Below are 23,662 nucleotides of genomic sequence, written 5' to 3' on the forward strand. Positions count from 1 at the left end.
CGGGTAAGGGGCAAATATCTACTGTATGAATATTCACCTGGCGGCATCCCGCTCATCGGTCCGGGGCCAGGTCACGGCCTGCGCAAGCTGGCTGAGGCATCGTTAGTCGAAGGCCTTCCCGTTATGGATTTCGCACCTGCGAATTTCATCTGCTGCTGTTTCAGATTAAAGGTCGCGCCATCGCGCAGGTCATTCAGCCATGCCAGTGCCTGCCATGCCTGGCGAGCAGGCTGTTGGCTTGCTCGGGCCCGAAACTGCCAGCCGGGTAGGGGCGGGGCGCCTGGAAGTGCTCTTCACAGCCCTTGATGATTGGATCTACCCAGGCCCAGGCTGCTTCCACTTCATCGCGGCGCATGAACAGCGTCGAATCACCTTCGAGCACATCCAGCAGCAGACGCTCGTAGGCTTCCCAGCGGCGAGTCTGGCTGAACACCTGGGCCAGATTAAGGTCCAGGTCCACGGGTTCCAGGCGCATGCCTTTGCCTGGGCTCTTGGTCATCATGCGAAGGCTGATGCGTTCGTCCGGTTGCAGCTGTATCAGTAACTGGTTGACCTGGCCGCCGCTGAACAGTTCGTGAGGCACTGGCTTGAACTGGATGACGATCTGCGAAGCGCGCCGCGCCATGCGTTTGCCGGTGCGCAGATAGAAAGGCACGCCCGCCCAGCGCCAGTTGTCGATGTGCGCCTCGATGGCAACGAAAGTTTCGGTATCGCTGTCGTTGTCGACGTCCTTTTCAAAGTAGTAGGCCGGCACTTCCTGGCCGCCGATACGCCCGGCACCATACTGGCCACGTACCGTCTTGTCCTGCACATCCTGGCCGGTGATCGGCTTGAGGGCGCGCAGGATTTTCACCTTTTCGTCGCGTACCGCTTCTGCCTCGAACTGCGCGGGTGGCTCCATGGCCACCAGGCAAAGCAGTTGCAGCAGGTGGTTCTGCAGCATGTCGCGAATAGCCCCGGCGCGATCGTAGTAGGCACCGCGGTTTTCTACGCCCAGTGTCTCGCAAACGCTGATCTGTACATGGTCGACCTGGTTGTTGCGCCATACCGGCTCCAGCAGGGCATTGGCAAAACGCAGGGCCATCAGGTTCTGCACGGTTTCCTTGCCCAGGTAGTGGTCGATGCGGAACACCTGTCTTTCTTCGAACACCGTGCCAATGGCTTCATTGATGGCAGTGGCGGATTCCAGGGAATGGCCGATCGGTTTTTCCAGCACGATGCGCGCTTCGGTGTCGGCCAGCCCGGCAATGCGCAGGTGGTTGGCAATTGGCACGAACAGGTTGGGGGCGGTGGCGAGGTAGAAGATGCGCGTCAGTCCGCCGGGTTCACCCAGGTAGCGTGCCAGGCGGCCAAAATCGGCGCTCTGTGAAGCATCCATCGGGAAGTAGTCGACCCGCGCGGAAAACCGCTGCCACACCTCTTCGTCGAAGTCGCTGCGGGCAATCTGCGCCCGACAATGGCGTTCGGCGAGCTTGAGATAGTCGATGCGTGGCAGGTTGCGTCTGGCCAGTGCGATGACCCGCACGGCAGGGTTCAGACGGGCCTCGCGAAACAGGTGGTAGAGCGCCGGAAGTAATTTGTGCAGGGCCAGATCACCGGTGCCGCCGAAGACCAGAATGTCGCAAGGAATAGTCAAACCACCACTCTCCACGTTCGTTTAACTGGGCGGGTTGGCGTCCATGTAGTATAACTACAAGAAAGCTACAACCCGGCACGCCGATCATAACCGAGTCCAGCCTGTGAATCTGTTGCAACATATCGCCCAATCGCGCCACCTGCTGCGCAAATCGGAACTGAAAGTGGCCGACCACGTGCTGCTCGACCCGGCTGCCGTCATGCACAGCTCCATGGCCGATTTGGCGCACAGCGTGGGTATCAGTGAGCCGACCATCGTGCGTTTCTGCCGGGCCATAGGCTGCTCGGGCTTCCAGGACCTGAAGCTGAAGCTGGCGCAAAGCCTGGCTGCCGGGGCCAGCTTCGGCCAGTTCGCTATCCACGAAGACGATTCGGTCGCCGACTACAGTCTGAAGATCTTCGACACCACCCTGCACACCCTGATGGAAGTGCGCGAGCACCTTGATCCGCAGGCACTGCAACAAGCCGTGAGCGCCATGGCCCAGGCGCAACGGGTAGAGTTTTATGGCTTTGGCGCGTCCGGTGCCGTTGCGGCCGATGCCCAGCACAAGTTCTTCCGCCTGCTGCTCAGCGCGGCAGCGTATTCCGACCCCCACATGCAAGCGATGTCGGCGGTTACCCTGAAACCGGGAGATGTGGCGGTGTGTATCTCCCAATCGGGCCGTTCCAAGGACCTGCTGATCACTGCCAACCTGGTCCGTGAGAGCGGCGCCAACCTGATTACCCTGTGCCCCAGCCAGACGCCGCTGGCCGAGCTATCGACGGTCAACCTGGCGATCGACGTGCATGAAGACACCGAGATCTACACCCCACTGACCTCGCGTATTGCCCACCTGGTGGTGATCGACGTGCTGGCCATGGGCGTTGCCATGGCGCGCGGGCCTAGCCTGGTCAACCACCTGAAGAGCGTGAAACGCAGCCTGCGCAGCTTGCGTCTGTCGCCCAAGTCGATCAAGGCTACCGACGACTGAATTCAACCTGCACTGGCCTCTTCGCGGGCTTGCCCGCTCCCACAGGTACTGTGNGAGCGGGCAAGCCCGCGAAGAGGCCGGTCCAGGCAGGTGAAAATTCACGATTCTGTCACCATTCCACCGCCAAACGGTAAACCATCAAGGCCAGTCTGAAACTCCCGCATACTATCTGGGAGACAGGCAATGGCTCGTGACTTCGACGGTACGTACCAACCCAACGCCAAGGCTCGCAAGCAGCAGGAAAAAGATCAGCGACGTATGGAATACCGCCGCGCGATCGAGAGCTATTGCGACCAACGTCAACTGCTCCGCGACCTGGCGGACTACCCCGAGCTGCAAGCACTCACGGTATGGCAGTCGTCGGCGGCAGTTTCCCCGAAAAACGTTCAACAAGCGCGCTGATCAATGCACGTTCACCGCGGATGAATGCAAGAAACGCCAAGGCCACCGGCGACTGCCGCTTGGCCTTGGCCTGCACCACGCACCAGCTACGGTACAGCGGTAGCTCCTCGACCGGTAATTCCTTCAGCATCCCGGTAGCCAGCTCCAGGTTGACTGCGTGACGGGTCAACAGGGCGATCCCCAGCCCGGCGATCACGCATTCGCGCTGGGCATCGGCCGAGGCCACTTCAAGCGTTTGGGCGAAATGCACACGCTTGTCCTTGAAGTACTCTTCGCACGCCTTGCGTGTTCCCGAACCTTGCTCGCGGACCAGCAGCGTATGAGGCTCCAGGTCCTGCATGCGCAACTGGTCCAGCTTGCACAGCGGGTGCTGTGGCGGCGCAACCGCAACGATCGGGTTGTTGAGGAACGGCAGAAACTCCAGGCCCATGTCTTGCGGCACCATCGACATGATGATCAGGTCGTCGCGGTTATCGGAAAGGCGGCGGATGGCTTGGGCACGGTTGACTACCGTCAGGGTCAGGTTGACTTCCGGGTGACGCTGCTTGAAGGCGGCGAACAGGTGTGGCACGAAGTACTTGGCACTGGACTCGATCGCCAGTTTCAACTGACCCTGCAGTGAGCCCTGCATGTCCGACAGCTGCATGTCCAGGCTCTCCAGGCGCCCGAAGATATCGTGGCTGGCGCGCTGCAGGGCTTCGGCCGCCTCGGTCAGGTAGAGCTTCTTGCCCACGTACTCGAACAATGGCTGGCCGATCAGCTCTTCAAGCTGACGGATCTGTAGACTAACGGCGGGTTGCGTCAGCGCCATCTCCTCCGCAGCACGGCTGTACGACCGCAAATCGCACACCTCATTGAAGATCTGGAGTTGACGCAATGTCATACGCATCAAGGACTTACGCATTTTAATCAGCTCTTCGGCAACACCTTGTTACCCAACTATAAGCTTTTGCTAATACAGCCTCTAACAAATATTGATTTTTGTTTATCGACCTACAGCGCTAGGGTGAATACGCGACTGGCCAGCATCGTCTGGTCACGCGCCGACCGGTAGAACCGGCTCGACTGTTCCTACGGCTTTGGGAAGACTCCAGTGATAAAAAAAATCCTGATCGCCAACCGAGGTGAAATCGCAGTTCGGATCGTGCGTGCTTGCGCCGAGATGGGCATTCGCTCGGTAGCGATCTTTTCCGACGCCGACCGGCATGCCTTGCACGTCAAGCGCGCTGACGAAGCACACAGCATCGGTGCCGAGCCGCTGGCCGGTTACCTGAACCCGCGCAAGCTGGTGAACCTGGCTGTGGAAACCGGCTGTGATGCCCTGCACCCGGGCTATGGTTTCCTTTCGGAAAACGCCGAACTGGCAGAAATTTGCGCCGAGCGCGGGATCAAGTTCATTGGCCCGGCCGCCGACGTGATTCGCCGTATGGGCGACAAGACCGAAGCGCGCCGCACCATGATCGCCGCCGGTGTGCCGGTAACCCCGGGCACCGAAGGCAACGTTGCCGATATTCATGAAGCCCTGAGCGAAGGTGATCGCATCGGTTATCCGGTGATGCTCAAGGCTACCTCCGGTGGTGGCGGCCGTGGTATTCGCCGTTGCAATAGCCGCGAAGAACTGGAACAGAACTTCCCGCGGGTCATTTCCGAGGCGACCAAGGCATTCGGTTCGGCCGAAGTGTTCCTGGAGAAATGCATCGTCAACCCGAAGCACATCGAGGCGCAAATTCTCGGTGACAGCTTCGGTAACGTAGTGCACCTGTTCGAGCGCGACTGCTCTATCCAGCGTCGTAACCAGAAGCTCATCGAAATTGCCCCGAGCCCACAGCTCACTCCTGAGCAGCGCGCCTACATCGGCGACCTGGCGGTGCGTGCGGCCAAAGCGGTGAATTACGAGAACGCCGGTACCGTGGAGTTCCTGCTCGCCGATGGCGAAGTGTACTTCATGGAAATGAACACCCGGGTGCAGGTGGAACACACCATTACCGAGGAAATCACCGGTATCGACATCGTGCGTGAGCAGATCCGCATCGCCTCGGGGCTGCCACTGTCGGTCAAGCAGGAAGACATTCAGCACCGCGGCTACGCCTTGCAGTTCCGTATCAATGCTGAAGATCCGAAAAACAACTTCCTGCCCAGCTTCGGCAAGATCACCCGTTACTACGCCCCCGGCGGCCCGGGCGTGCGCACCGACACGGCGATCTACACCGGCTATACCATTCCACCGTTCTACGACTCCATGTGCCTGAAACTGGTGGTGTGGGCGTTGACCTGGGAAGAAGCCATGGACCGCGGCCTGCGGGCCCTGGACGACATGCGCGTGCAAGGGGTGAAGACCACCGCCGCGTACTACCAGGAAATCCTGCGCAATCCGGAATTCCGTAGCGGCCAGTTCAATACCAGCTTTGTCGAAAGCCACCCTGAATTGACCAACTACTCGATCAAGCGCAAACCCGAAGAGCTGGCCTTGGCCATCGCCGCCGCCATCGCCGCCCACGCAGGCCTGTGAGGAACCCCATAATGTCCAAGAAAATTCACGTAACCGACACGATCCTGCGCGACGCTCACCAGTCCCTGCTGGCTACCCGCATGCGTACCGAAGACATGCTGCCGATCTGCGACAAGCTCGACAAGGTTGGCTACTGGTCGCTGGAAGTCTGGGGTGGTGCCACCTTCGACGCCTGCGTGCGCTTCCTCAAGGAAGACCCGTGGGAGCGCCTGCGCAAGCTGCGCGCAGCGCTGCCAAACACCCGCCTGCAAATGCTGCTGCGCGGCCAGAACCTGTTGGGCTACCGCCACTACAGCGACGACGTGGTCAAGGCCTTCGTCGCCAAGGCGGCGGTCAACGGTATCGATGTGTTCCGCATTTTCGACGCCATGAACGACGTGCGTAACCTGCGCGTGGCCATCGAAGCGGTCAAGGCCGCCGGCAAGCACGCCCAGGGCACTATCGCTTACACCACCAGCCCGGTACACACCATCGAAGCCTTCGTGAACCAGGCCAAGCAGATGGAAGCCATGGGTTGCGACTCGGTGGCGATCAAGGACATGGCTGGCCTGTTGACCCCGTTCGCCACTGGCGAGCTGGTCAAGGCGCTGAAGGCTGAACAGTCGCTGCCGGTGTTCATCCACTCTCACGATACCGCCGGCCTGGCTGCCATGTGCCAGCTCAAAGCTGTGGAAAATGGCGCGGACCACATCGATACCGCCATCTCCAGCTTCGCCTGGGGCACCAGCCATCCGGGTACTGAGTCGATGGTTGCTGCGCTCAAGGGCAGCGAGTTCGACACCGGCCTGGACCTGGAGCTTCTGCAGGAGATCGGCTTGTACTTCTACGCCGTGCGCAAGAAGTACCACCAGTTCGAAAGCGAGTTCACCGCGGTGGACACCCGGGTGCAGGTGAACCAGGTACCGGGCGGCATGATTTCCAACCTGGCCAACCAGCTCAAGGAGCAGGGCGCCCTCAACCGCATGAACGAAGTGCTGGCCGAAATCCCGCGTGTGCGTGAAGACCTCGGCTTCCCGCCGCTGGTCACCCCGACCTCGCAGATCGTCGGCACCCAGGCCTTCTTCAACGTGCTGGCGGGTGAGCGCTACAAGACCATCACCAATGAGGTGAAGCTGTACCTGCAAGGTGGCTATGGCAAGGCCCCGGGTGTGGTCAACGAGCAACTGCGTCGCCAGGCTATCGGCAGCGAAGAAGTGATCGATGTGCGCCCGGCTGACCTGTTGAAGCCGGAAATGGCCAAGTTGCGTAGCGACATCGGTGCCCTGGCCCGTTGCGAAGAAGACGTGCTGACCTTTGCCATGTTCCCGGACATTGGCCGCAAGTTCCTCGAAGAACGCGAAGCTGGCACCTTGACGCCTGAAGTTCTGCTGCCGATTCCGGAAGCCGGTGCCGTGGCTGCCCCAGGCGGTGAAGGCGTGCCGACCGAGTTCGTCATCGACGTACACGGCGAAACCTACCGCGTCGACATCACCGGTGTGGGCGTGAAGGCCGAAGGCAAGCGTCACTTCTATCTGTCGATCGACGGCATGCCGGAGGAAGTGGTCTTCGAGCCACTCAACGAGTTCGTCAGCGGTGGCGGCAGCAAGCGCAAGCAAGCTACTGACCCTGGCCACGTAAGCACCACCATGCCGGGGAACATCGTTGATGTGCTGGTCAAGGAAGGTGACATGGTCAAGGCCGGCCAGGCGGTCTTGATCACCGAAGCCATGAAGATGGAAACCGAAGTGCAGGCGGCCATCGCCGGTAAGGTTGTGGCCATCCATGTGGCCAAGGGTGATCGCGTGACGCCGGGTGAAATCCTGATCGAGATCGAGGGCTGATTTAAGCCCTCATCTACAAGTGGTTAACCTCTGGGGGGCGGATGCTCCCCTTTTTTTGTGCCGGAATCACTAGCCTCTGCGCGGGTAGACCCGCAACTCGCAACGCGCATCCCTGTAGGGGCGGTTCACCCGCGAAGAGGCCAGCTGATTCAGCACACCGTTCAACCTCGGCGGCACACCTCAAGGCTTTCCACCTGGCCACCCGGCTGCTGGTTCTCTTCACTCAACCACCGCTCAAACCCGGCAGCCACCGCCGGCCATTCATCATCGGTAATCGAATACCACGCCGTATCGCGGTTATGGTCTTTCACCACCAAGTGCTTGCGGAACACCCCTTCGTAGACGAAGCCGAATCGCTCTGCCGCACGTTTGGAGCGGGCATTGGCGTTATTGCACTTCCACTCCAGCCGTCGATTACCCAGCGCGAAGCCCAGCTTGCCCAGCAGGTACACCGCCTCGGTACCTTTGGGCGTACGCTGCATGGCGGCACCGAAGGCAATGTGGCCGATCTCGATCCGACCGTGGTCAGGCACGATCGACATCAGGCTGAGGATGCCTTGGGCCTGGCCGCTGGCGCGGTCGATGACGGTGTAGAAAAGCGGGTCGCGGCCAGCAGCGTTGCCTTCCAGCCAGCGGTCAAAGGCGGCACGTTCGGCGAACGGGCCGTACGGCAGGTAGTCCCACAGCACCGGATCGGAGGCGGGACCCTGCAGCACTTCCCAGAGGTCTTCGCCATGGCGCCCTGGATCGAGCTTCTCCAGGCGGATGAAGCGGCCTTCAATGGGCTCGGCCTTGGGGGTTGCGGCGGGTTTCCAGTTCAATGCGTCTGTCATGTGCGGCCTACAAGCCTTTGCGGAATTGGATGAAGCCCGAGCGCTCGGCAACCTGCTGGTACAGGCTGATGGCGGTGGCGTTGGTTTCGTGGGTCAGCCAGTGCACCTTGATGCAGTTGTCGGCCTTGGCAGTGGTGTAGACGTGCTCGATCAACTGTCGACCAATGCCCAGGCCACGTTGCGTGCTGTCCACATACAGGTCCTGCAGGTAGCAGGAATTCTCGATGCTCCAGTTGGAACGATGGTAGATGAAGTTGACCATCCCCACCGCCTTGCCGTCGACCCAGGCCAGTGTCGAATGGGTTGGCTCGCTGGGGTCGAGCAGGCGTTGCCAGGTGCTCAGGCTGACGGCATCGGCCAGCTCGGTCTCGTAGAAGTGCAAGTAGGCCTGCCACAGGGCGTGCCAGGCCGCGTGATCTTGGGCAGTGACAGGGCGCAGGGTAAGGTTGGGCATGGGCTATTCCTTCAGAGTTGGCGCATGTGCGCCGCGAGTTGATTGTCCCGTTGATCGGGGCTGGCGCTCAGGCCTTCGCGCACGCCATCGATGTCGTGCCCGGAGCGGTTCTGGCTGAGCTTGCGCGCACCTTGCAGGCGCGCGATGGGCAGACGGATACCGACGATGGCGCGGAGCATGCCCTCGATGTAGTCGGCAGGGGCATCGGTGACTTTCCAGGGTTCGCTGCGACCCTGTTCATGGCGGTCGGTCAGGCGGCTTACGATAGCCAGTAGCGGCTCGGCCTCATGGATAACTTCGGCCGGGCCATAAGCGTGCACCGCCAGGTAGTTCCAGGTCGGCACCACCTTTGGGTTTTCGGCCTTGCTTGGGTAAAAACCGGGGCTGACATAGGCATCGGCGCCGGGGAATACCAACAGTGCTTCGCCGCCGTGTTGAAGGTCTTGCCATTGGCGGTTGGCCCGGGCCAGGTGGGCATACACGGTGCCGAAATCGCCCTCGGCGGTATCGACCAGCACCGGTAGGTGCGTGGCCAGAAGGCCCTGTTCGCCTTGGCTGACCAGAACGGCCAGGCGGGTGTCTAGCATGTGCTGGTGTAAGCGGGTGAGGTCGTGTTCCTGGTGCGGCTTACTGTTGTACATGGCGGGATCCTTGTCGAATGGTTCCATCCTAGGCAGGCTATTGGTTCTGGGTAAGATCCATTAATGCCTGTTTTCATAGGTCCAATATCATGCGCGAGTCGCCCCTCATCTTGCCTTTCGACCCTGCCGGGATCGCCCTGGATCGCAGCCGCGGGCTTAGCCAGCAGCTGTATCAGGTGTTGCGAGCGCGGGTACTGGATGGGCGCCTGAGCAGTGGTACTCGCCTGCCGGCTACGCGCGACCTGGCTGCCATGTTGGCGCTTTCACGCAACAGCGTGGTGCGCGCCTACGATCAACTGTATGCCGAGGGCTTCATCGAAAGCCGGGTAGGTGATGGCACCTACGTTAGCCGGCTGCCGAAACTGTCCACACAAGTATCCACAGGGTTATCCCTGGGCTTATCAACAGGTTTATCCACATTTCGTGAAGAAAATACTGAGGATTTATCCAGCGGGAGGCTTTTCAGCGCACCTCTGCAGCGCCTGAAAAACAACCATTTGCCACCGCCCAGAAGCGGTGCGCCGCGTGCTTTTCGCGTTGGCATTCCGGCGTTTGACCTGTTCCCGTTTGACGTCTGGGCCAAGCTACAGGCGGGTTTCTGGCGCAACCCGTCCCCTGCGCAACTGGGCTATGGTGACCCCGCTGGCGAGCCGGCTTTGCGCGATCTGATAGCGGCCTATCTACGCCGCTCGCGGGGGCTGAGCTGTACGGCTGAACAAATTGTGATCACAGGCGGTGCGCAGCAGGCCATCAGCCTTTGTGCACAGTTGCTGTTGCAACCGGGCGACGGTGTGGCTGTGGAAAACCCAGGCTATCGGGCGGCCGCTCATGCCTTCACGCTCGCGGGCGGCCGGGTGTGTGGCGTGCCTGTGGATGAAGACGGGCTGGACTGCAGCCGGCTGGAACAATTGACGGATTGCCGACTGACCTATGTCACGCCTGCGCACCAATACCCGACCGGGGTGACCATGAGCCTTGCACGTCGCCTGGCATTGCTGGCCTGGGCTGAACGCAGTGACGGCTGGATCATCGAGGACGACTACGACGGCGAGTATCGCTACAGCGGTGCACCGCTGGCCCCGCTGGCAGCGCTCGACCGGCACGGGCGGGTGCTGTATGTCGGCACCTTCGGCAAGATCGCCTTCCCGGCGTTGCGTCTGGGCTACCTGGTGCTTCCGTCGAAGCTGGTGCAGGCTTTCAGCCAAGGCAAAGCGTTGGTAATGCGGCATTCGGAGGTCAGCAGTCAGTGCGTGATGGCCGAGTTCATGGCCCGTGGCCATTTTCAGCGGCATATCCGCCGTATGCGCAAGGCGGCATTGAAGCGGCGCGATGTGCTCAAGGCCGGTTGGCCTGTGGATATTCCGGGGTTGGGCGCAATGCCGGAAGTGGCGGCTGGGCTGCATGTGAAGGTCGATGTGGATAACTTTGCTCGGGAGCAGGAGTTGGTGGCCACGGCTGAAGCGGTGGGGGTGGAAGTGACACCACTGAGCAATTTCTGGTTGGCGGACTGCGAGGTGCCTGTGGATAAGCGGGCAGGGCTGGTACTGGGCTTTGCGGCAGTGCCGGAGGGCGAGATTGCTGAAGCCTTGATGAAACTACGCAAAGTCTGGAGAAAATGAAGGGGGCTGCAAAGCAGCCCCCGGTTCAACATCAGGTACCGGACTTAATCCGCGTCCAGGCGCGGGTTCTGGCCCGTTCGGCATTTCGCGTCAAAGGCTTGAGGGTATACAGCTTGGCCATCGCCTCTGCCGTCGGATACAGGTTGGGGTTGTTGCGAATCGTCGGATTCACCTTGTCGGTCGCATCCTTGTTCGGGTTCGGATACCCCACGAAGTCGCTGATCGGCGCAATCACCTCTGGCCGCAGCAGGTAATTGATGAACGTATGCGCATCCTCCGGGTTCGCTGCACCCTTTGGAATCGCCAGCATGTCGAACCAGATCGGCGCGCCTTCCTTGGGCAGGCGCATGTCCACCACCACGCCGTTGTTCGCCTCACGGGCGCGGTTGGCTGCCTGCGAGAAGCTGCCGCTGTAGCCCACTGCCACACAGATGTCGCCATTGGCGATGTCTGCCATGTACTTCGAGGAGTGGAAGTAGGTGATATGCGGACGAATCTTCAGCATCAGCTCCTCGGCCTTCTTGTAGTCAGCCGGTTTGTCGCTGTTCGGCGGCAAGCCCAGGTACTGCAGGGCCAGCGGTAGAATCTCCGACGGCGAGTCGAGCAGGGCCACGCCGCACTGCTTGAGCTTGGCGATGTTCTCTTCCTTGAAGATCAGGTCCCAGCTGTCCACCGGTGCGTTGTCGCCGAGCGCAGCCTTGACCTTGGCCGGGTTGAAGCCGATCAGCACGGTGCCGTACATATACGGCACGGCAAACTTGTTGCCCGGGTCGTTAGCTTCGATCAGCTTCATCAGTGCCGGGTCCAGGTGTTGCCAGTTCGGCAGCTTGCTGCGATCCAGCGGCTGGAACACCCCGGCTTCGATCTGCTTGGCGAGGAACACGTTGGACGGTACTACCACGTCATAGCCGGAGTTGCCGGTTAGCAGCTTGGCTTCCAATGCCTCATTGGTGTCGAAGATGTCGTACACCAGCTTCACGCCGCTGTCCTTCTGGAAGGCAGTCAAGGTCTGCGGGGTGATGTAATCGAACCAGTTATATACACGCAGGGTTCGCTGCTCGGCTTGCGCATGCAGGGCGCCCGCGAACAGGGTGGCAGCGATGAACGGGGCGAGCAGACGTTTGAGTCGGACCATTATCGGGCTCCTGGCTGGGCGCGCTGGAAGCCTTCCAGCACATTGACCGCGTTGATGCCGATTTCCTCCACAGCGTAGCCGCCTTCCATCACGAACAGGGTCGGCTTGCCGAGTTGGCCGATGCGCTTGCCCATTTCCAGGTAGTCCGGGCTGTCCAGCTTGAACTGCGAGATGGGGTCGTCCTTGAAGGTGTCCACACCCAGTGAGATGACCAGCACGTCGGCGTCATAGCTGGCGATGCGCTTGCAGGCATCCTCCAGGGCTGCACTCCAGGCGGCCCAGTCGCTACCGGCCGGCAAGGGGTAGTTGATGTTGTAGCCCTGGCCTGCGCCTTCGCCTGTTTCATCGGCATAGCCGAGGAAGAACGGGAATTCGTCCTGCGGGTCGCCGTGGATCGAGGCGAAGAACACGTCATCGCGGCTGTAGAAGATGTCCTGGGTACCGTTGCCGTGGTGGTAGTCGACGTCAAGGATGGCGACCTTGCGTCGGCCTTGGTCGAGGAAGGCCTGGGCAGCGATGGCGGCATTATTCAGATAGCAGTAGCCGCCCATCACTTCGCCGGCAGCGTGGTGCCCTGGCGGACGGCACAGGGCGAACGCCGCATGGGCGCCTTGCTGAATCGCTGCCTGGCCGGTCAGGGCAACTTGTGCAGCACTATAGGCCGCCTGCCAGGTACCCGCGGTGATGGGGGCGCCGGCATCGAAGCTGTAGTAACCCAGTTCGCCATGCAGGCCGGTCGGCTTGACCTGGCGCAGTGTGCGGGCTGGCCAGGTGAAGGGCAGCAGGTCACCCTCTTGGCCCAGTGCAGCCCAGCGCGCCCAGGCGCCTTCGAAGAAATCCAGGTAATCGGCGCTGTGGACGCGCAACAGCGGCGCACGGCCGAAGTCGGTCGGGCCCTGGATGTCGCCGAGGTTGCGGGTTTTCACTTGGTCGAGCACATGGTCGGCGCGCGAAGGCATTTCGAAACAGGGCATCAGCTTGCCATCGATCAGCTCGCAGCGGCCGTGGTGCAGGCGGTGGTCATCGGAATAGATCGTCAGCATTGTTGTTCTCCGGTGGGACTGGCGTGGGTCCATTGTCATGGGCTGATCAGCAGGGGAGAACGACGCAAACGGCCAAAAGGGGATCGATATGGCCAAGGTCTTTGGCCATATGGGTGGTGACCTATCCCAGCCTCGTCGCGGGTAAGGCAGCGGCGGCAACGGTGAACGGCCTTTGGACATTGGCCGGCAGGCCCGGCCCTTTCGCGGGTGAACCCGCTCCTACAATGGCCACCAGGGCGTCAGGGGTTGTGACGCCCCTGTAGGAGCGGGTTTACCCGCGAAGAGGCCAGAACAGGTCAACCACGAAAATGGCTGGGCGCCACGCCACTCCAGCGCTGGAAGGCATGCCGAAAACTGGCCGTCTCACTGAACCCCAAAGTCTCCGCAATCCGGTAGATCGGCATCTGCTCATCGGCCAGCAACTGCTTGGCCCGCTCGAACCTCAGCTCATCCAGCAGCTGTTGATAACTGCTGCCCAGCGCCTGCAAATGCCGGCGCAGGGTGCGCGACGAGCAGTTCATCTGCCGCGCAAGCCCTTCCAGCCCAGGTGCTGCGTCCAGTTGCTGCGCCAACAGCTGGCGAATCCGCCCCAGCCATGCCTGGCGACCGGTGAATTCAAGGTTCAGGCGCCGGCAGCGCTCGCTCATGGCTTTGTGAGTAATCGGGTCGGCCAGCGGCAGCGGCATATCCAGCCATCGCCGTTCGAAGGCAAAGGCATTGTCCTCGGCGGCGAAACCGATCGGGCATTGAAACGCTTCGGCATAGAGCGCGTGGTAACCAGGGCGAGGGTGTTCGAAGCGTGCGCCAAGCAGCGGCAATGGCCGGCCAAGCAGGTCGTCACAGATGACTTTCAGTGACACCAGACAGAACTCGGCGTTGAAAGTGCTCAGCGCCGGGCTGTCCTGGTAATCGCTGGCGCTGAACCAGACACGTTGGCCGTCGTCGAGCAAGCGCAGCTTGAAGACTGTTCCCAGCAGTGCCGGATACTGCAGCGCCAGGCGTAAGGCGTCACCCAAAGTGGCACTGGAGAGCAGCGCGTAACCGAGCATGCCGTAGCACGACACACGCATGCGCTGGCCCAGTTCCAGGCCAATGTCCTCGCGCCGGGCCACAGCATTGGCGCAAACCTGCAGCTCCTGCTGGGTGGTGATGCGCGCATCGGCATGCCCCAGGTCTGCCGGGCCAATGCCGCTGCCGGCCAGCAACGCCGACGCCTCGCAACCGTCTGCCTGGAAGACGTTGAGGATCAGCGAAACTGCGTTGAGGGTGGTCAGGTGGCTGTGCAGCATGCTGGGTAATCCCGTTGGGCTGGGACGCATTATGGAGCAAGTTGTGTGCCGATATCCGGGGCTGCAGGCAAACCACATACCCTGCCGGCGCGGCCGGGTGTTGCGAAGGCCTGCATAGCGGCCTCCAAAACCTTCAGGCAAAAAAAAGGCCCGAAGCAAGCGCTCGGGCCTTGGAAAGGTTGAGAGGTGTCTAGTCCCTCGACCTGGTGAGACTGTTTACAGCGGCCTGATTACGCCTTCAGCGGAACCAGACGTGGAGCGATCATGTTTTCCGGACGCAGGATGTCGTCGAGCATCGCGTCGTCCAGCAGCTTCTCTTCGCGCACCAGTTCCAGTACGCCGCGGCCGCTTTCCAGGGCAACGCGGGCGATACGGGTGGCGTTCTCGTAGCCGATGTACGGGTTCAGTGCGGTAACCAGGCCGATCGAGTGCTCGACCAGTTCACGGCAGCGCTGTTCGTTGGCGGTGATGCCGACGATGCAGTGCTCGCGCAGCATGTCCATGGCGCGTTGCAGCAGGCGGATCGAGTCGAAGATCTTGTAGGCGATCAGCGGCTCCATCACGTTCAGCTGCAGCTGACCACCTTCAGCGGCGACGGTCAGGGCCAGGTCGTTGCCCATGATGGCGAAGGCCACCTGGTTCACAGCTTCTGGAATAACCGGGTTGACCTTGCCTGGCATGATCGAGCTGCCTGGCTGACGCGCTGGCAGGTTGATCTCATTGATGCCGGTACGCGGGCCGCTGGACAGCAGGCGCAGGTCGTTGCAGATCTTCGACAGCTTGACCGCGGTGCGCTTGAGCATGCCGGAGAACAGCACAAAGGCGCCCATGTCGGAGGTGGCTTCGATCAGGTCGGCAGCGGGTACCAGCGGATGGCCGCTGATGGTGGCCAGGCGCTGTACGGCCAAGGCCTGGTAGCCAGGGTCGGCGTTGATGCCAGTACCGATGGCGGTACCGCCCAGGTTGATTTCGGTCAGCAGTTCCGGAGCCAGCGAGCGCAGGCGCTGCAGGTCTTCAGTCATGGTGGTGGCGAAGGCGCGGAATTCCTGGCCCAGGGTCATCGGTACGGCGTCCTGCAGTTGGGTACGGCCCATCTTCAGTACGTGGTCGAATTCTTTACCCTTGGCAGCGAAGGCCTGGATCAGGCTATCAAGGCTGGCCAGCAGCGCGTCGTGACCCAGCAACAGGCCCAGGCGGATTGCGGTCGGGTAGGCGTCGTTGGTCGACTGCGCCATGTTCACGTCGTTGTTAGGGTGCAGGTACTTGTACTCACCCTTCTGGTGGCCCATGGCCTCCAGCGCAACGTTCGCAATGACTTCGTTGGCGTTCATGTTGGTAGAAGTACCAGCGCCGCCCTGGATCATGTCAACCACGAACTGGTCGTGGAAATCGCCTTTGATCAGGCGGGCGCAGGCTGCGGAAATGGCAGCATGCTTGGCATCGCTCAGGTGACCCAGCTCACGGTTGGCGTCGGCAGCGGCCTGCTTGACCATGGCCAGGGCCACGACCAGCTTCGGGTAGTGCGACAGCGGAACACCGGAGAGGTGGAAGTTGTTGGCAGCGCGCAGGGTCTGGATGCCGTAGTAGGCATCTGCAGGAACTTCAAGGGTACCCAACAAGTCTTTTTCGACGCGGAACGATGCAGCAGAGGACATGATGTATATCATCTCGATTTTGACCCGGCACATGCCGGAATGGCGCCAATCCTAGGCCTGAAGGTGTTTTTGCGGCCAATGCTATTGCACGCTAACCTATGCACAAACGGCATAGTGTTTCATGTGACGCCAATTGATATTCGAGCGTGTTCCATTTTGGTGCGCGCCGGGAGATGTGCTTCGTGAACCTTGAAAGCAAATGGCTGGAAGACTTCAGTGCTCTGGCCGCTACCCGCAGTTTTTCCCAGGCCGCAGAGCGGCGTTTCGTGACCCAACCGGCCTTCAGCCGGCGCATTCGCAGCCTTGAGGCGGCGTTGGGCCTGCAACTGGTGAACCGCTCTCGCACACCCATCGAGTTGACCGAGGCGGGTCAGCTATTTCTCGTCACAGCACGTACTGTTGTCGACCAGTTGAGCGAAATTCTCCGCCATTTGCATCACTTGGAAGGCGGGCAGGGCGAAGTGGTGCAGGTAGCTGCGGCACACTCCTTGGCGTCGGGTTTCTTCCCCCGTTGGGTGGCCCAGTTGCGCAACGACGGTTTGAACATCGCCACCCGCCTGGTTGCGACTAACGTCGGAGATGCCGTACATGCACTGCGCGAAGGCGGCTGCGACCTGATGCTGGCGTTCTACGACCCGGACGCGGCCTTGCAGATGGATGCCGAGATCTTCCCGTCGCTGCACATGGGCACCACTGAAATGCTGCCGGTGTGCGCCGTGGATGCCGATGGCAAGCCGTTGTTCGACCTGGAGGGCGAGGGCAGTGTGCCGTTGCTAGCCTACACCGCCGGCGCATTCCTCGGCCGCTCGGTCAACTTGCTGTTGCGCCAGCGCAACCTGCGTTATACCACCGTCTACGAAACCGCCATGGCCGACAGCCTCAAGAGCATGGCCCTGGAGGGGATGGGCATCGCTTGGGTGCCGCGCCTGTCGATGCGTGGCGAGCTCGAACGCGGTGAGCTGGCGATCTGCGGCGGTAGCCAATGGCATGTGCCGCTGGAAATCCGCCTGTACCGCTGTGCTTTGGTTCGTAAGGCTAACGTCCGCTTGCTATGGCGCAAGCTGGAGTCGTCTGGCGCACAAGGTGAAGCGTCAATTTGAGTTGTATTTCAGGTAATCAGTGATATTTGCACGATTCCTGTCGCTGTAGCGGTAGCAGTTGGATCGTGCCGGTACACGGGGGTGCGTGTACGTTTCGCACACCCAGCCATTGAACTTCAGTTCGGCGTCTTCATGCGTGGCGCCTAGCAGATGGCCAATTTCATGAGCTGCAGCACCGTATGCGGCCACAGAGGCAATGGCCGTTTTCTGCTTGAAATAGGCCAAGCCGGCGTTGTAGTTCAGGCCGCTATGATCGTAGCTGTTGCGAGTGAGCAGGAGATGTTTGTCCATGAGAGAGTAGAGCCGGTGTCGCTGTTGTGCATACACCTGCTGGCTGAAAGCTTCCAGGAGCTTTTCGGACGGCATTCCTGCATAAGCAATATCGGTTATGTGTTTTACATTGCGTTGAAATATCACTTCGATGGGATGTTGGCTGAAACTGCGCATTTCGTTCAGCCAATGCTGGAAGAAGTCTTCGTTCAATTTCCCGTCGTGCATATCGGCCAGGTCGTCGTGCACATAGACGGTGACGGTGAGCGAGTGGGCCGCCGAAGCACTTGGCAATTGCAAGCCGAGTACCAGGCCAAACGAAAGTGCGAAAAAGCATGGAGTTTTCATGTAGACGTACCAAAGTGCGCGAGTAAGGGCTGCGAGCGTGCAGCACTCGTCGACCCCGAGGCAGCAGGAAAAAGTTGTCCCACGAGACAGCTTGCCCTTTGATCCGGCATGTGCTTGTAGGGGTGGGCGGCCAGCCTTTAAATACGTTACAATCCCGCGCCTTCGGCCGACCTGGTCGATTCAGAATCCGTATGACAAGCCACGCCGGCCCACCTGCGTGGCTTGTTGCTTTTAGCGCGCCAGAAGGCGCTTGCAGGAGAGGCTCGACGATGAGTGCACTGGTTGGCGTGATCATGGGCTCCAAGTCCGATTGGTCCACCCTTAGCCACACCGCCGATATGCTGGAAAAACTCGGCATTCCCTACGAAGTGAAGGTGGTTTCCGCCCACCGCACCCCGGATCTGCTGTTCCAGTATGCCGAGGAGGCTGAGGGCCGTGGCATCGAGGTGATCATCGCCGGTGCCGGTGGCGCAGCCCACCTGCCAGGCATGTGCGCCGCCAAGACCCACCTGCCGGTGCTGGGCGTGCCGGTGCAGTCGTCGATGCTGTCGGGCGTCGATTCGCTGCTGTCGATCGTGCAGATGCCAGCCGGTGTGCCGGTTGCCACCCTGGCCATCGGCCGTGCCGGTGCGGTCAACGCTGCCCTGTTGTCGGCCAGCATTCTGGGCGCCAAGTACCCGCAGTACCACGCGGCGTTGAAGCAGTTCCGCACGGAACAGACCGACACCGTGCTGGACAACCCAGACCCGCGCCAGGCTTGAGGCTCAACCCATGAAGATCGGTGTAATCGGTGGCGGCCAGCTGGGCCGCATGCTGGCCCTGGCGGGTACCCCGCTGGGCATGAACTTCGCCTTCCTCGACCCGGCACCGGACGCCTGTGCTGCGCCCCTGGGCGAACACCTGCGTGCCGACTACGGCGATCAGGACCACCTGCGTCAGCTGGCCGACGAAGTCGACCTGGTCACCTTCGAGTTCGAAAGCGTCCCGGCCGAGACTGTGGCCTTCCTCTCGCAGTTCGTGCCCGTGTACCCCAGCGCCGAATCGCTGCGCATCGCCCGTGACCGCCTGTTCGAAAAGAGCATGTTCCGCGACCTGGGCATCCCCACCCCGGCCTTCGCCGACATCCTCTCGCAGGCAGATCTGGACGCCGCGGTGGCCAGCATCGGCCTGCCGGCCGTGCTGAAAACCCGCACGCTGGGTTACGACGGCAAGGGCCAGAAGGTGCTGCGCACGCCAGAAGACGTGGTGGGTACCTTCGCCGAGCTGGGCAGCGTGCCATGCCTGCTGGAGGGCTTCGTGCCGTTCACCGGCGAGGTGTCGCTGGTCGCCGTGCGTGGCCGCGATGGTGAAACCCGCTTCTACCCGCTGGTGCACAATACCCACGAGAGCGGCATCCTGCGCTTGTCGGTAGCCAGCCAGGCACACCCGCTGCAGGCTCTGGCCGAAGATTACGTCGGCCGTGTGTTGCAGAAGCTGGATTACGTTGGCGTGATGGCCTTCGAGTTCTTCGAGGTTGACGGTGGCTTGAAGGCCAACGAAATCGCCCCGCGCGTGCACAACTCCGGGCACTGGACCATCGAAGGCGCCGAGTGCAGCCAGTTCGAGAACCATCTGCGTGCCGTTGCCGGCCTGCCACTTGGCTCGACCGCCAAGGTGGGCGAGAGCGCGATGCTCAACTTCATCGGTGAAGTGCCGGCCGTGGACAAGGTTGTTGCCATCGGCGACTGTCACCTGCACCACTACGGCAAGGCCTTCAAGGTTGGCCGCAAGGTAGGACACGCCACCCTGCGCTGCCCTGACATGGCCACCCTCGAGCGCAAGATTGCCGAAGTAGAGGCGCTGATCAGTAACTGATCGGGCTTCGAATCGAACTTCCGCAAGCGGCATGCCCTCTGAATATGGCAACAAGCCGAAGCCCGTCTAGGCTTTGGCTTGTTCCAACTTCACTGCAGAGGGATTGCCATGGGTATCATTGGAACCATCTTCATCGGCCTCATCGTCGGCCTGCTGGCCCGCTTCATCAAACCGGGCGATGACAGCATGGGCTGGATCATGACCATCCTGCTGGGTATTGCCGGCTCCTTGTTGGCTACCTATGGCGGCCAGGCGCTGGGTATATACCAGGCTGGGCAAGCGGCGGGCTTCCTTGGCGCGCTGGTCGGTGCCGTGGTGCTGCTGGTGATCTACGGATTCATCAAGAAACGCTGATTACTGGTTAGAATGCTCGGCAATTCATTCGAGTTGCCGAGCATTTCCATGCGTGCCTTTTTCCTTGTCCCCTTGCTGTTGGCCAGTACCCTGGCCCATGCCGAACTGCCCGAAACCGACTGGCTGGAGCTGATGCCCAGGTCGGACCAGAAGGCGCTGGAACAAATGCCTGAAATCGACCACAACTCACCGGAAGCCATGGGCACCTTTACCGCCAAGGGAGGCCTCAAGCAGAGCAAGGGCCTGCCTGCGGTGATGTACTCGACCAAGACCGTTGCAGCCATGAATGGCAAGGATATCCGCCTGGGTGGCTACCCTGTGCCGCTGGAGAGTGACGCCAAGGGCAACAGCACGTTGTTCTTCCTGGTGCCGTACCCGGGGGCGTGCATCCATGTGCCGCCACCGCCGCCCAACCAGTTGGTACTGGTGCGCTACCCGAAAGGCCTTAAGATCGATGACATCTACACCCCGCTGTGGGTCAGCGGCAAGCTGAAGGTGGAGAAGGTCAGCAATGACCTGGCCGATGCGGCCTATGCGCTGGATGCAGACAAGGTGAGGGTGGTGGAAGACGCAGACCTTTGATAATTGCCCCGGCCTCTTCGCGGGCTTGCCCGCTCCCNTGTGGGAGCGGGCAAGCCCGCGAAGAGGCCGGTAATAAAAGAGCAGGGCTCAGATATTTTCACAACCGATCTGGACGCCCAGCGAATGACTCGCCCCAGGCTTCAACTCCACTAGGTCATCCCACACATTCGCCGTCTCGATGCACAACATCCGCTGCCAGCCATCATCAGCCATGTCCGCCAAGTCTTTGGCTCGCTCGGTCCACGGGTTCCAGATCACCGCCGAGCGCGAGCCGCTGCTGGTCAAGGTAATCCGCCGATTCCAATGCGGGTCGACGATGCTGAGGGTCTGCGGGGTGTTCAGGTAGATTCGGTCCGTCTCCCCGGCAAACGTCAGTGCCCCCTGCTGCTGGCGTTGTTCCCAGCCCGCCAGGGTTTCGATATAACCCAGCCCGTCGACACCCTCGACCCGCGCCTGGCGCACATCGCTGACCGCGAAGTAGCTATGCAGGGCCTGGCTGATGGTCACGGGGGTATTGCCCATGTTGCGGCTGGTCAGGCTCAGTGTCAGGTTTGCGCCCATCTCCACCACCAGTTTCAGCTCGACATCATGGGGCCAACCGGGCAGGTCGCCCCGCGCTTCAGGCAGTTCGAACTCGATCCGCAGGGCCTCGCCCACTTCTTCGATACCCAGCAATTTCCAGTCACGCGTGCGCGCAAGCCCGTGGGCAGGCGCCGGTGTTCCCTGGTACATGGCCTGGACGGCCTGAGGGTTGCGCTGCAGGTTGCCAAACCATGGCCAGCACACCGGTACCCCGGCGCGTACCGACTTGCCCTGGCGGAAGATGGCCTGGTCGCTCAGCCACAGCAGTGGCGGTTCGCCCACCTGCTGGTAGCTGAGGACCTGTGCGCCCTGCTGGGCGATCAGGAGTTCGGCACGGTCACTGCTGATACGCCAGCAGTTGAGTTCGCCATGTTGCTCGGTTACGACCTGAAAGGTAGCCATTGCGTTCTTCTCATTGATTGCCAGTGGGCCTTGGACCCGGGCAGATGCAATGAGTTTACCGCCAGCGTGGCTCAGCGACGAGGCACCGAGCGGGTACGACCACTGCCGTCGATGGCGACGAAGACGAATACCGCTTCTGTGACCTTGCGCCATTCGCTGGACAGCGGGTCGTCGCTCCACACTTCGACCATCATCTGGATCGAGCTGCGGCCGATTTCCAAGGTCTGGGTATAGAAAGACAGCTGTGCGCCGACCGCGACGGGCACCAGGAAGGCCATGCGGTCGATGGCTACGGTGGCTACGCGGCCGCCGGCGACACGGCTGGCCATGGCCGTGCCTGCCAGGTCCATCTGGGCAACCAGCCAACCGCCGAAAATATCGCCGAAACCGTTGGTTTCTCGCGGCAATGCGGTGATTTGCAAGGCCAGGTCGCCTTGCGGGATTGGATCTTCTTGTTCGAGCTCAATCATGCGATGGGGCCTCTGACCCGTGACGCTTTTCGTTGGTGTGGCGCAAAGGCCGGGTAAACGATTCAGCTTGAAACATACTACGCCGATTTCGTTTCACTGGGCGGCCGTAGGGAAACTCTGCGAAACCGCCTGACAATAGTGACCGGCGTTTTCGCACAACATCCCACGTTAGGAGCAACATAATCCTACGAAATGCCAGTATATAGGGCATAACGGCCAGCGACGACCGCGCATTCACGAATATCTGTGTGGATTTTGTATCGCTTTCGGCGTAGCTCGGCAATTTGCTATCTTCGCCTGTCTCCAATCCAGAAGCCGCGCGCCAAGCGGCCTGCATGCCCTATAAAGAGAACAACGAGCGATGACTTCCGTGCCCAGCAGTATCGAGCAGCCCTCGCGGCCGCTGACCCGCAGCGACTACAAGACCCTCTCACTGTCCGCCCTGGGCGGCGCGCTGGAGTTCTACGATTTCATCATCTTCGTGTTCTTCGCGACGGTGGTGGGCAAGTTGTTCTTCCCGGCCGACATGCCCGAGTGGCTGCGGCTGATGCAAACGTTCGGCATCTTCGCCGCCGGCTACCTGGCGCGGCCGCTGGGCGGCATCATCATGGCCCACTTCGGCGACTTGCTCGGGCGCAAGAAGATGTTCACCCTGAGCATCTTCATGATGGCCCTGCCGACCCTGATCATGGGCCTGCTGCCGACATATGCGCAGATCGGCATGTGGGCACCGATCCTGCTGTTGCTGATGCGTGTGATCCAGGGCGCGGCAATCGGCGGCGAAGTACCGGGCGCATGGGTGTTCGTCTCTGAACACGTGCCGGCTCGCAACACCGGCTATGCCTGCGGCACCCTGACCGCCGGCCTGACTGCCGGCATTCTGCTGGGCTCGCTGGTAGCGACCTTGATCAACAGCGTGTACAGCGCGGAAGAAGTGGCTGACTACGCCTGGCGTATCCCGTTCCTGCTTGGCGGTGTGTTCGGCCTGTTCTCGGTGTACCTGCGCCGTTGGCTGCACGAAACCCCGGTGTTCGCCGAAATGCAGCAACGCAAGGCACTGGCCGAGGAGCTGCCGCTGCGCGCTGTGCTGCGCGATCACCGTGGTCCGATCATCCTGTCCATGCTGCTGACCTGGATGCTTTCTGCCGGCATCGTGGTGGTCATCCTGATGACCCCGGCGCTGCTGCAGAGCTTCTACCACATCAGCCCGACCGACTCGCTCAAAGCCAACAGCCTGGCCATCGTGTTGCTCAGCTTTGGTTGTATAGGTGCCGGCAGCCTGGCCGACCGCTTTGGTGCAGGCCGCGTATTCGTGATCGGCAGCCTGCTGCTGCTGGCCAGCTCCTGGACCTTCTACCACAGCCTGCCGACCCGCCCCGAGTTGCTGTTCCCGCTGTATGCCGTGACCGGCCTGTGCGTGGGTGTGATTGGCGCAGTGCCTTATGTAATGGTCAAGGCGTTCCCGGCGGTGGTGCGTTTCAGCGGGTTGTCATTCTCGTACAACGTGGCCTACGCCATCTTTGGCGGGCTGACGCCGATGGTGGTGACCGCACTGCTGAAGGTGAGCCCGATGGCGCCTGCCTACTACGTGGCAGGCCTGTGCGCCGTCGGTCTGGCCGTGGGCCTGTACCTGCTCGCCAACAAGCGCTGATCTGCGCTACGGCTACTGGCCTCTTCGCGGCTAAAGCCGCTCC

General features: G+C 61.2%; 23 protein-coding genes. 11 read left to right on the forward strand and 12 right to left on the reverse strand.

What is annotated here, in order from left to right; translation table 11 throughout:
• Window positions 1-193: 193 nt before the first annotated feature.
• Complete coding sequence (zwf, locus tag ACTJJN_RS13195) at window positions 194-1,636, reverse strand: glucose-6-phosphate dehydrogenase (RefSeq protein ID WP_003253271.1); 1,443 nt, start codon at window positions 1,634-1,636, stop codon at window positions 194-196.
• A gap of 103 nt (window positions 1,637-1,739) precedes the next feature.
• On the opposite strand from zwf, the gene hexR reads away from it, so the two are divergent.
• Together hexR and ACTJJN_RS13205 are read left to right on the forward strand one after the other, a co-directional pair.
• Window positions 1,740-2,606, forward strand: a complete 867-nt coding sequence (gene hexR / locus ACTJJN_RS13200) for a transcriptional regulator HexR (protein ID WP_003253273.1) — start codon at window positions 1,740-1,742, stop codon at window positions 2,604-2,606.
• A gap of 183 nt (window positions 2,607-2,789) precedes the next feature.
• Complete coding sequence (locus ACTJJN_RS13205) at window positions 2,790-3,008, forward strand: PA3496 family putative envelope integrity protein (RefSeq protein WP_003253275.1); 219 nt, start codon at window positions 2,790-2,792, stop codon at window positions 3,006-3,008.
• On the opposite strand, the gene ACTJJN_RS13210 is transcribed toward ACTJJN_RS13205, so the two are convergent.
• Window positions 2,950-3,912, reverse strand: a complete 963-nt coding sequence (locus ACTJJN_RS13210; protein WP_003253277.1) for a LysR family transcriptional regulator — start codon at window positions 3,910-3,912, stop codon at window positions 2,950-2,952. The two genes, ACTJJN_RS13205 and ACTJJN_RS13210, sit on opposite strands and share 59 nt — an antisense overlap.
• Before the next feature lie 189 nt (window positions 3,913-4,101).
• Between ACTJJN_RS13210 and ACTJJN_RS13215 the strand changes: the two genes are divergently transcribed.
• Window positions 4,102-5,517 (forward strand): acetyl-CoA carboxylase biotin carboxylase subunit, encoded by a 1,416-nt coding sequence (locus ACTJJN_RS13215; RefSeq protein ID WP_003253279.1) that lies wholly within the window; start codon window positions 4,102-4,104, stop codon window positions 5,515-5,517.
• 11 nt (window positions 5,518-5,528) lie between these two features.
• Entirely contained in the window at window positions 5,529-7,337 is a 1,809-nt protein-coding gene (oadA, locus tag ACTJJN_RS13220; protein WP_003253282.1) for a sodium-extruding oxaloacetate decarboxylase subunit alpha, read from the forward strand.
• A 161-nt stretch (window positions 7,338-7,498) separates the two neighbouring features.
• Here oadA and ACTJJN_RS13225 read toward each other — a convergent pair whose 3' ends face one another.
• The 3 genes from ACTJJN_RS13225 to ACTJJN_RS13235 are packed head-to-tail and all read right to left on the reverse strand — an operon-like array spanning window position 7,499 to window position 9,265.
• Entirely contained in the window at window positions 7,499-8,170 is a 672-nt protein-coding gene (locus ACTJJN_RS13225) for a GNAT family N-acetyltransferase (RefSeq protein ID WP_004575198.1), read from the reverse strand.
• A 7-nt stretch (window positions 8,171-8,177) separates the two neighbouring features.
• The gene (locus ACTJJN_RS13230; protein WP_012054127.1) at window positions 8,178-8,624 is read right to left on the reverse strand and encodes a GNAT family N-acetyltransferase; all 447 of its coding nucleotides are present in this window, start codon (window positions 8,622-8,624) and stop codon (window positions 8,178-8,180) included.
• A gap of 11 nt (window positions 8,625-8,635) precedes the next feature.
• A complete protein-coding gene (locus ACTJJN_RS13235; protein WP_003253288.1) occupies window positions 8,636-9,265 on the reverse strand; it encodes an FMN-binding negative transcriptional regulator in 630 nt (209 codons plus the stop codon).
• Window positions 9,266-9,354: 89 nt separating this feature from the next.
• Between ACTJJN_RS13235 and pdxR the strand changes: the two genes are divergently transcribed.
• Complete coding sequence (pdxR, locus tag ACTJJN_RS13240) at window positions 9,355-10,884, forward strand: MocR-like pyridoxine biosynthesis transcription factor PdxR (RefSeq protein ID WP_440781323.1); 1,530 nt, start codon at window positions 9,355-9,357, stop codon at window positions 10,882-10,884.
• A 31-nt stretch (window positions 10,885-10,915) separates the two neighbouring features.
• Here pdxR and ACTJJN_RS13245 read toward each other — a convergent pair whose 3' ends face one another.
• The 4 genes from ACTJJN_RS13245 to aspA form a co-directional block, all read right to left on the reverse strand.
• Window positions 10,916-12,019: a polyamine ABC transporter substrate-binding protein gene (locus ACTJJN_RS13245; protein WP_010955830.1), complete on the reverse strand. Its 1,104-nt coding sequence runs from the start codon at window positions 12,017-12,019 to the stop codon at window positions 10,916-10,918.
• Entirely contained in the window at window positions 12,019-13,062 is a 1,044-nt protein-coding gene (locus tag ACTJJN_RS13250) for a histone deacetylase family protein (RefSeq protein WP_012054125.1), read from the reverse strand. The genes ACTJJN_RS13245 and ACTJJN_RS13250 overlap by 1 nt, the downstream gene beginning before the upstream one ends.
• 296 nt (window positions 13,063-13,358) lie before the next feature.
• On the reverse strand, window positions 13,359-14,351 hold the full coding sequence (locus ACTJJN_RS13255; protein WP_014754882.1) for an AraC family transcriptional regulator: 993 nt from the start codon (window positions 14,349-14,351) through the stop codon (window positions 13,359-13,361).
• A gap of 230 nt (window positions 14,352-14,581) precedes the next feature.
• On the reverse strand, window positions 14,582-16,006 hold the full coding sequence (gene aspA, locus ACTJJN_RS13260; RefSeq protein ID WP_003253297.1) for an aspartate ammonia-lyase: 1,425 nt from the start codon (window positions 16,004-16,006) through the stop codon (window positions 14,582-14,584).
• A gap of 182 nt (window positions 16,007-16,188) precedes the next feature.
• Here aspA and ACTJJN_RS13265 point away from each other — a divergent pair, with 182 nt between their 5' ends.
• Entirely contained in the window at window positions 16,189-17,106 is a 918-nt protein-coding gene (locus ACTJJN_RS13265; RefSeq protein ID WP_003253299.1) for a LysR substrate-binding domain-containing protein, read from the forward strand.
• Here the strand turns inward: ACTJJN_RS13265 and ACTJJN_RS13270 are convergent.
• On the reverse strand, window positions 17,098-17,724 hold the full coding sequence (locus tag ACTJJN_RS13270; protein WP_088512623.1) for a zinc-dependent metalloprotease family protein: 627 nt from the start codon (window positions 17,722-17,724) through the stop codon (window positions 17,098-17,100). The two genes, ACTJJN_RS13265 and ACTJJN_RS13270, sit on opposite strands and share 9 nt — an antisense overlap.
• 269 nt (window positions 17,725-17,993) lie before the next feature.
• On the opposite strand from ACTJJN_RS13270, the gene purE reads away from it, so the two are divergent.
• The 4 genes from purE to ACTJJN_RS13290 all read left to right on the forward strand — a co-directional run bounded on the left by purE (window position 17,994) and on the right by ACTJJN_RS13290 (window position 20,514).
• On the forward strand, window positions 17,994-18,485 hold the full coding sequence (gene purE, locus ACTJJN_RS13275) for a 5-(carboxyamino)imidazole ribonucleotide mutase (protein ID WP_003253304.1): 492 nt from the start codon (window positions 17,994-17,996) through the stop codon (window positions 18,483-18,485).
• Between the two features lie 10 nt (window positions 18,486-18,495).
• Entirely contained in the window at window positions 18,496-19,578 is a 1,083-nt protein-coding gene (locus tag ACTJJN_RS13280) for a 5-(carboxyamino)imidazole ribonucleotide synthase (protein WP_010955825.1), read from the forward strand.
• A 108-nt stretch (window positions 19,579-19,686) separates the two neighbouring features.
• Complete coding sequence (locus ACTJJN_RS13285) at window positions 19,687-19,932, forward strand: GlsB/YeaQ/YmgE family stress response membrane protein (protein WP_003253308.1); 246 nt, start codon at window positions 19,687-19,689, stop codon at window positions 19,930-19,932.
• Window positions 19,933-19,980: 48 nt separating this feature from the next.
• The gene (locus tag ACTJJN_RS13290; RefSeq protein WP_012054120.1) at window positions 19,981-20,514 is read left to right on the forward strand and encodes a DUF3299 domain-containing protein; all 534 of its coding nucleotides are present in this window, start codon (window positions 19,981-19,983) and stop codon (window positions 20,512-20,514) included.
• A gap of 87 nt (window positions 20,515-20,601) precedes the next feature.
• Here the strand turns inward: ACTJJN_RS13290 and ACTJJN_RS13295 are convergent, their stop codons facing one another.
• Both ACTJJN_RS13295 and ACTJJN_RS13300 read right to left on the reverse strand, forming a co-directional pair.
• Window positions 20,602-21,498, reverse strand: coding sequence for a D-hexose-6-phosphate mutarotase (locus tag ACTJJN_RS13295; protein ID WP_221100775.1), 897 nt, complete (start codon window positions 21,496-21,498; stop codon window positions 20,602-20,604).
• 71 nt (window positions 21,499-21,569) lie between these two features.
• Window positions 21,570-21,968: an acyl-CoA thioesterase gene (locus tag ACTJJN_RS13300; RefSeq protein ID WP_003253317.1), complete on the reverse strand. Its 399-nt coding sequence runs from the start codon at window positions 21,966-21,968 to the stop codon at window positions 21,570-21,572.
• 361 nt (window positions 21,969-22,329) lie between these two features.
• Here ACTJJN_RS13300 and ACTJJN_RS13305 point away from each other — a divergent pair, with 361 nt between their 5' ends.
• Window positions 22,330-23,619 carry an MFS transporter gene (locus ACTJJN_RS13305; protein WP_003253318.1) on the forward strand — a complete coding sequence of 430 codons (1,290 nt, stop codon included), beginning with the start codon at window positions 22,330-22,332 and terminating at the stop codon, window positions 23,617-23,619.
• The last annotated feature ends 43 nt before the right edge of the window (window positions 23,620-23,662 follow it).

The sequence above is a fragment of the Pseudomonas sp. 22515 genome (genome assembly GCF_052044625.1).
Lineage (GTDB): Bacteria > Pseudomonadota > Gammaproteobacteria > Pseudomonadales > Pseudomonadaceae > Aquipseudomonas > Aquipseudomonas alloputida.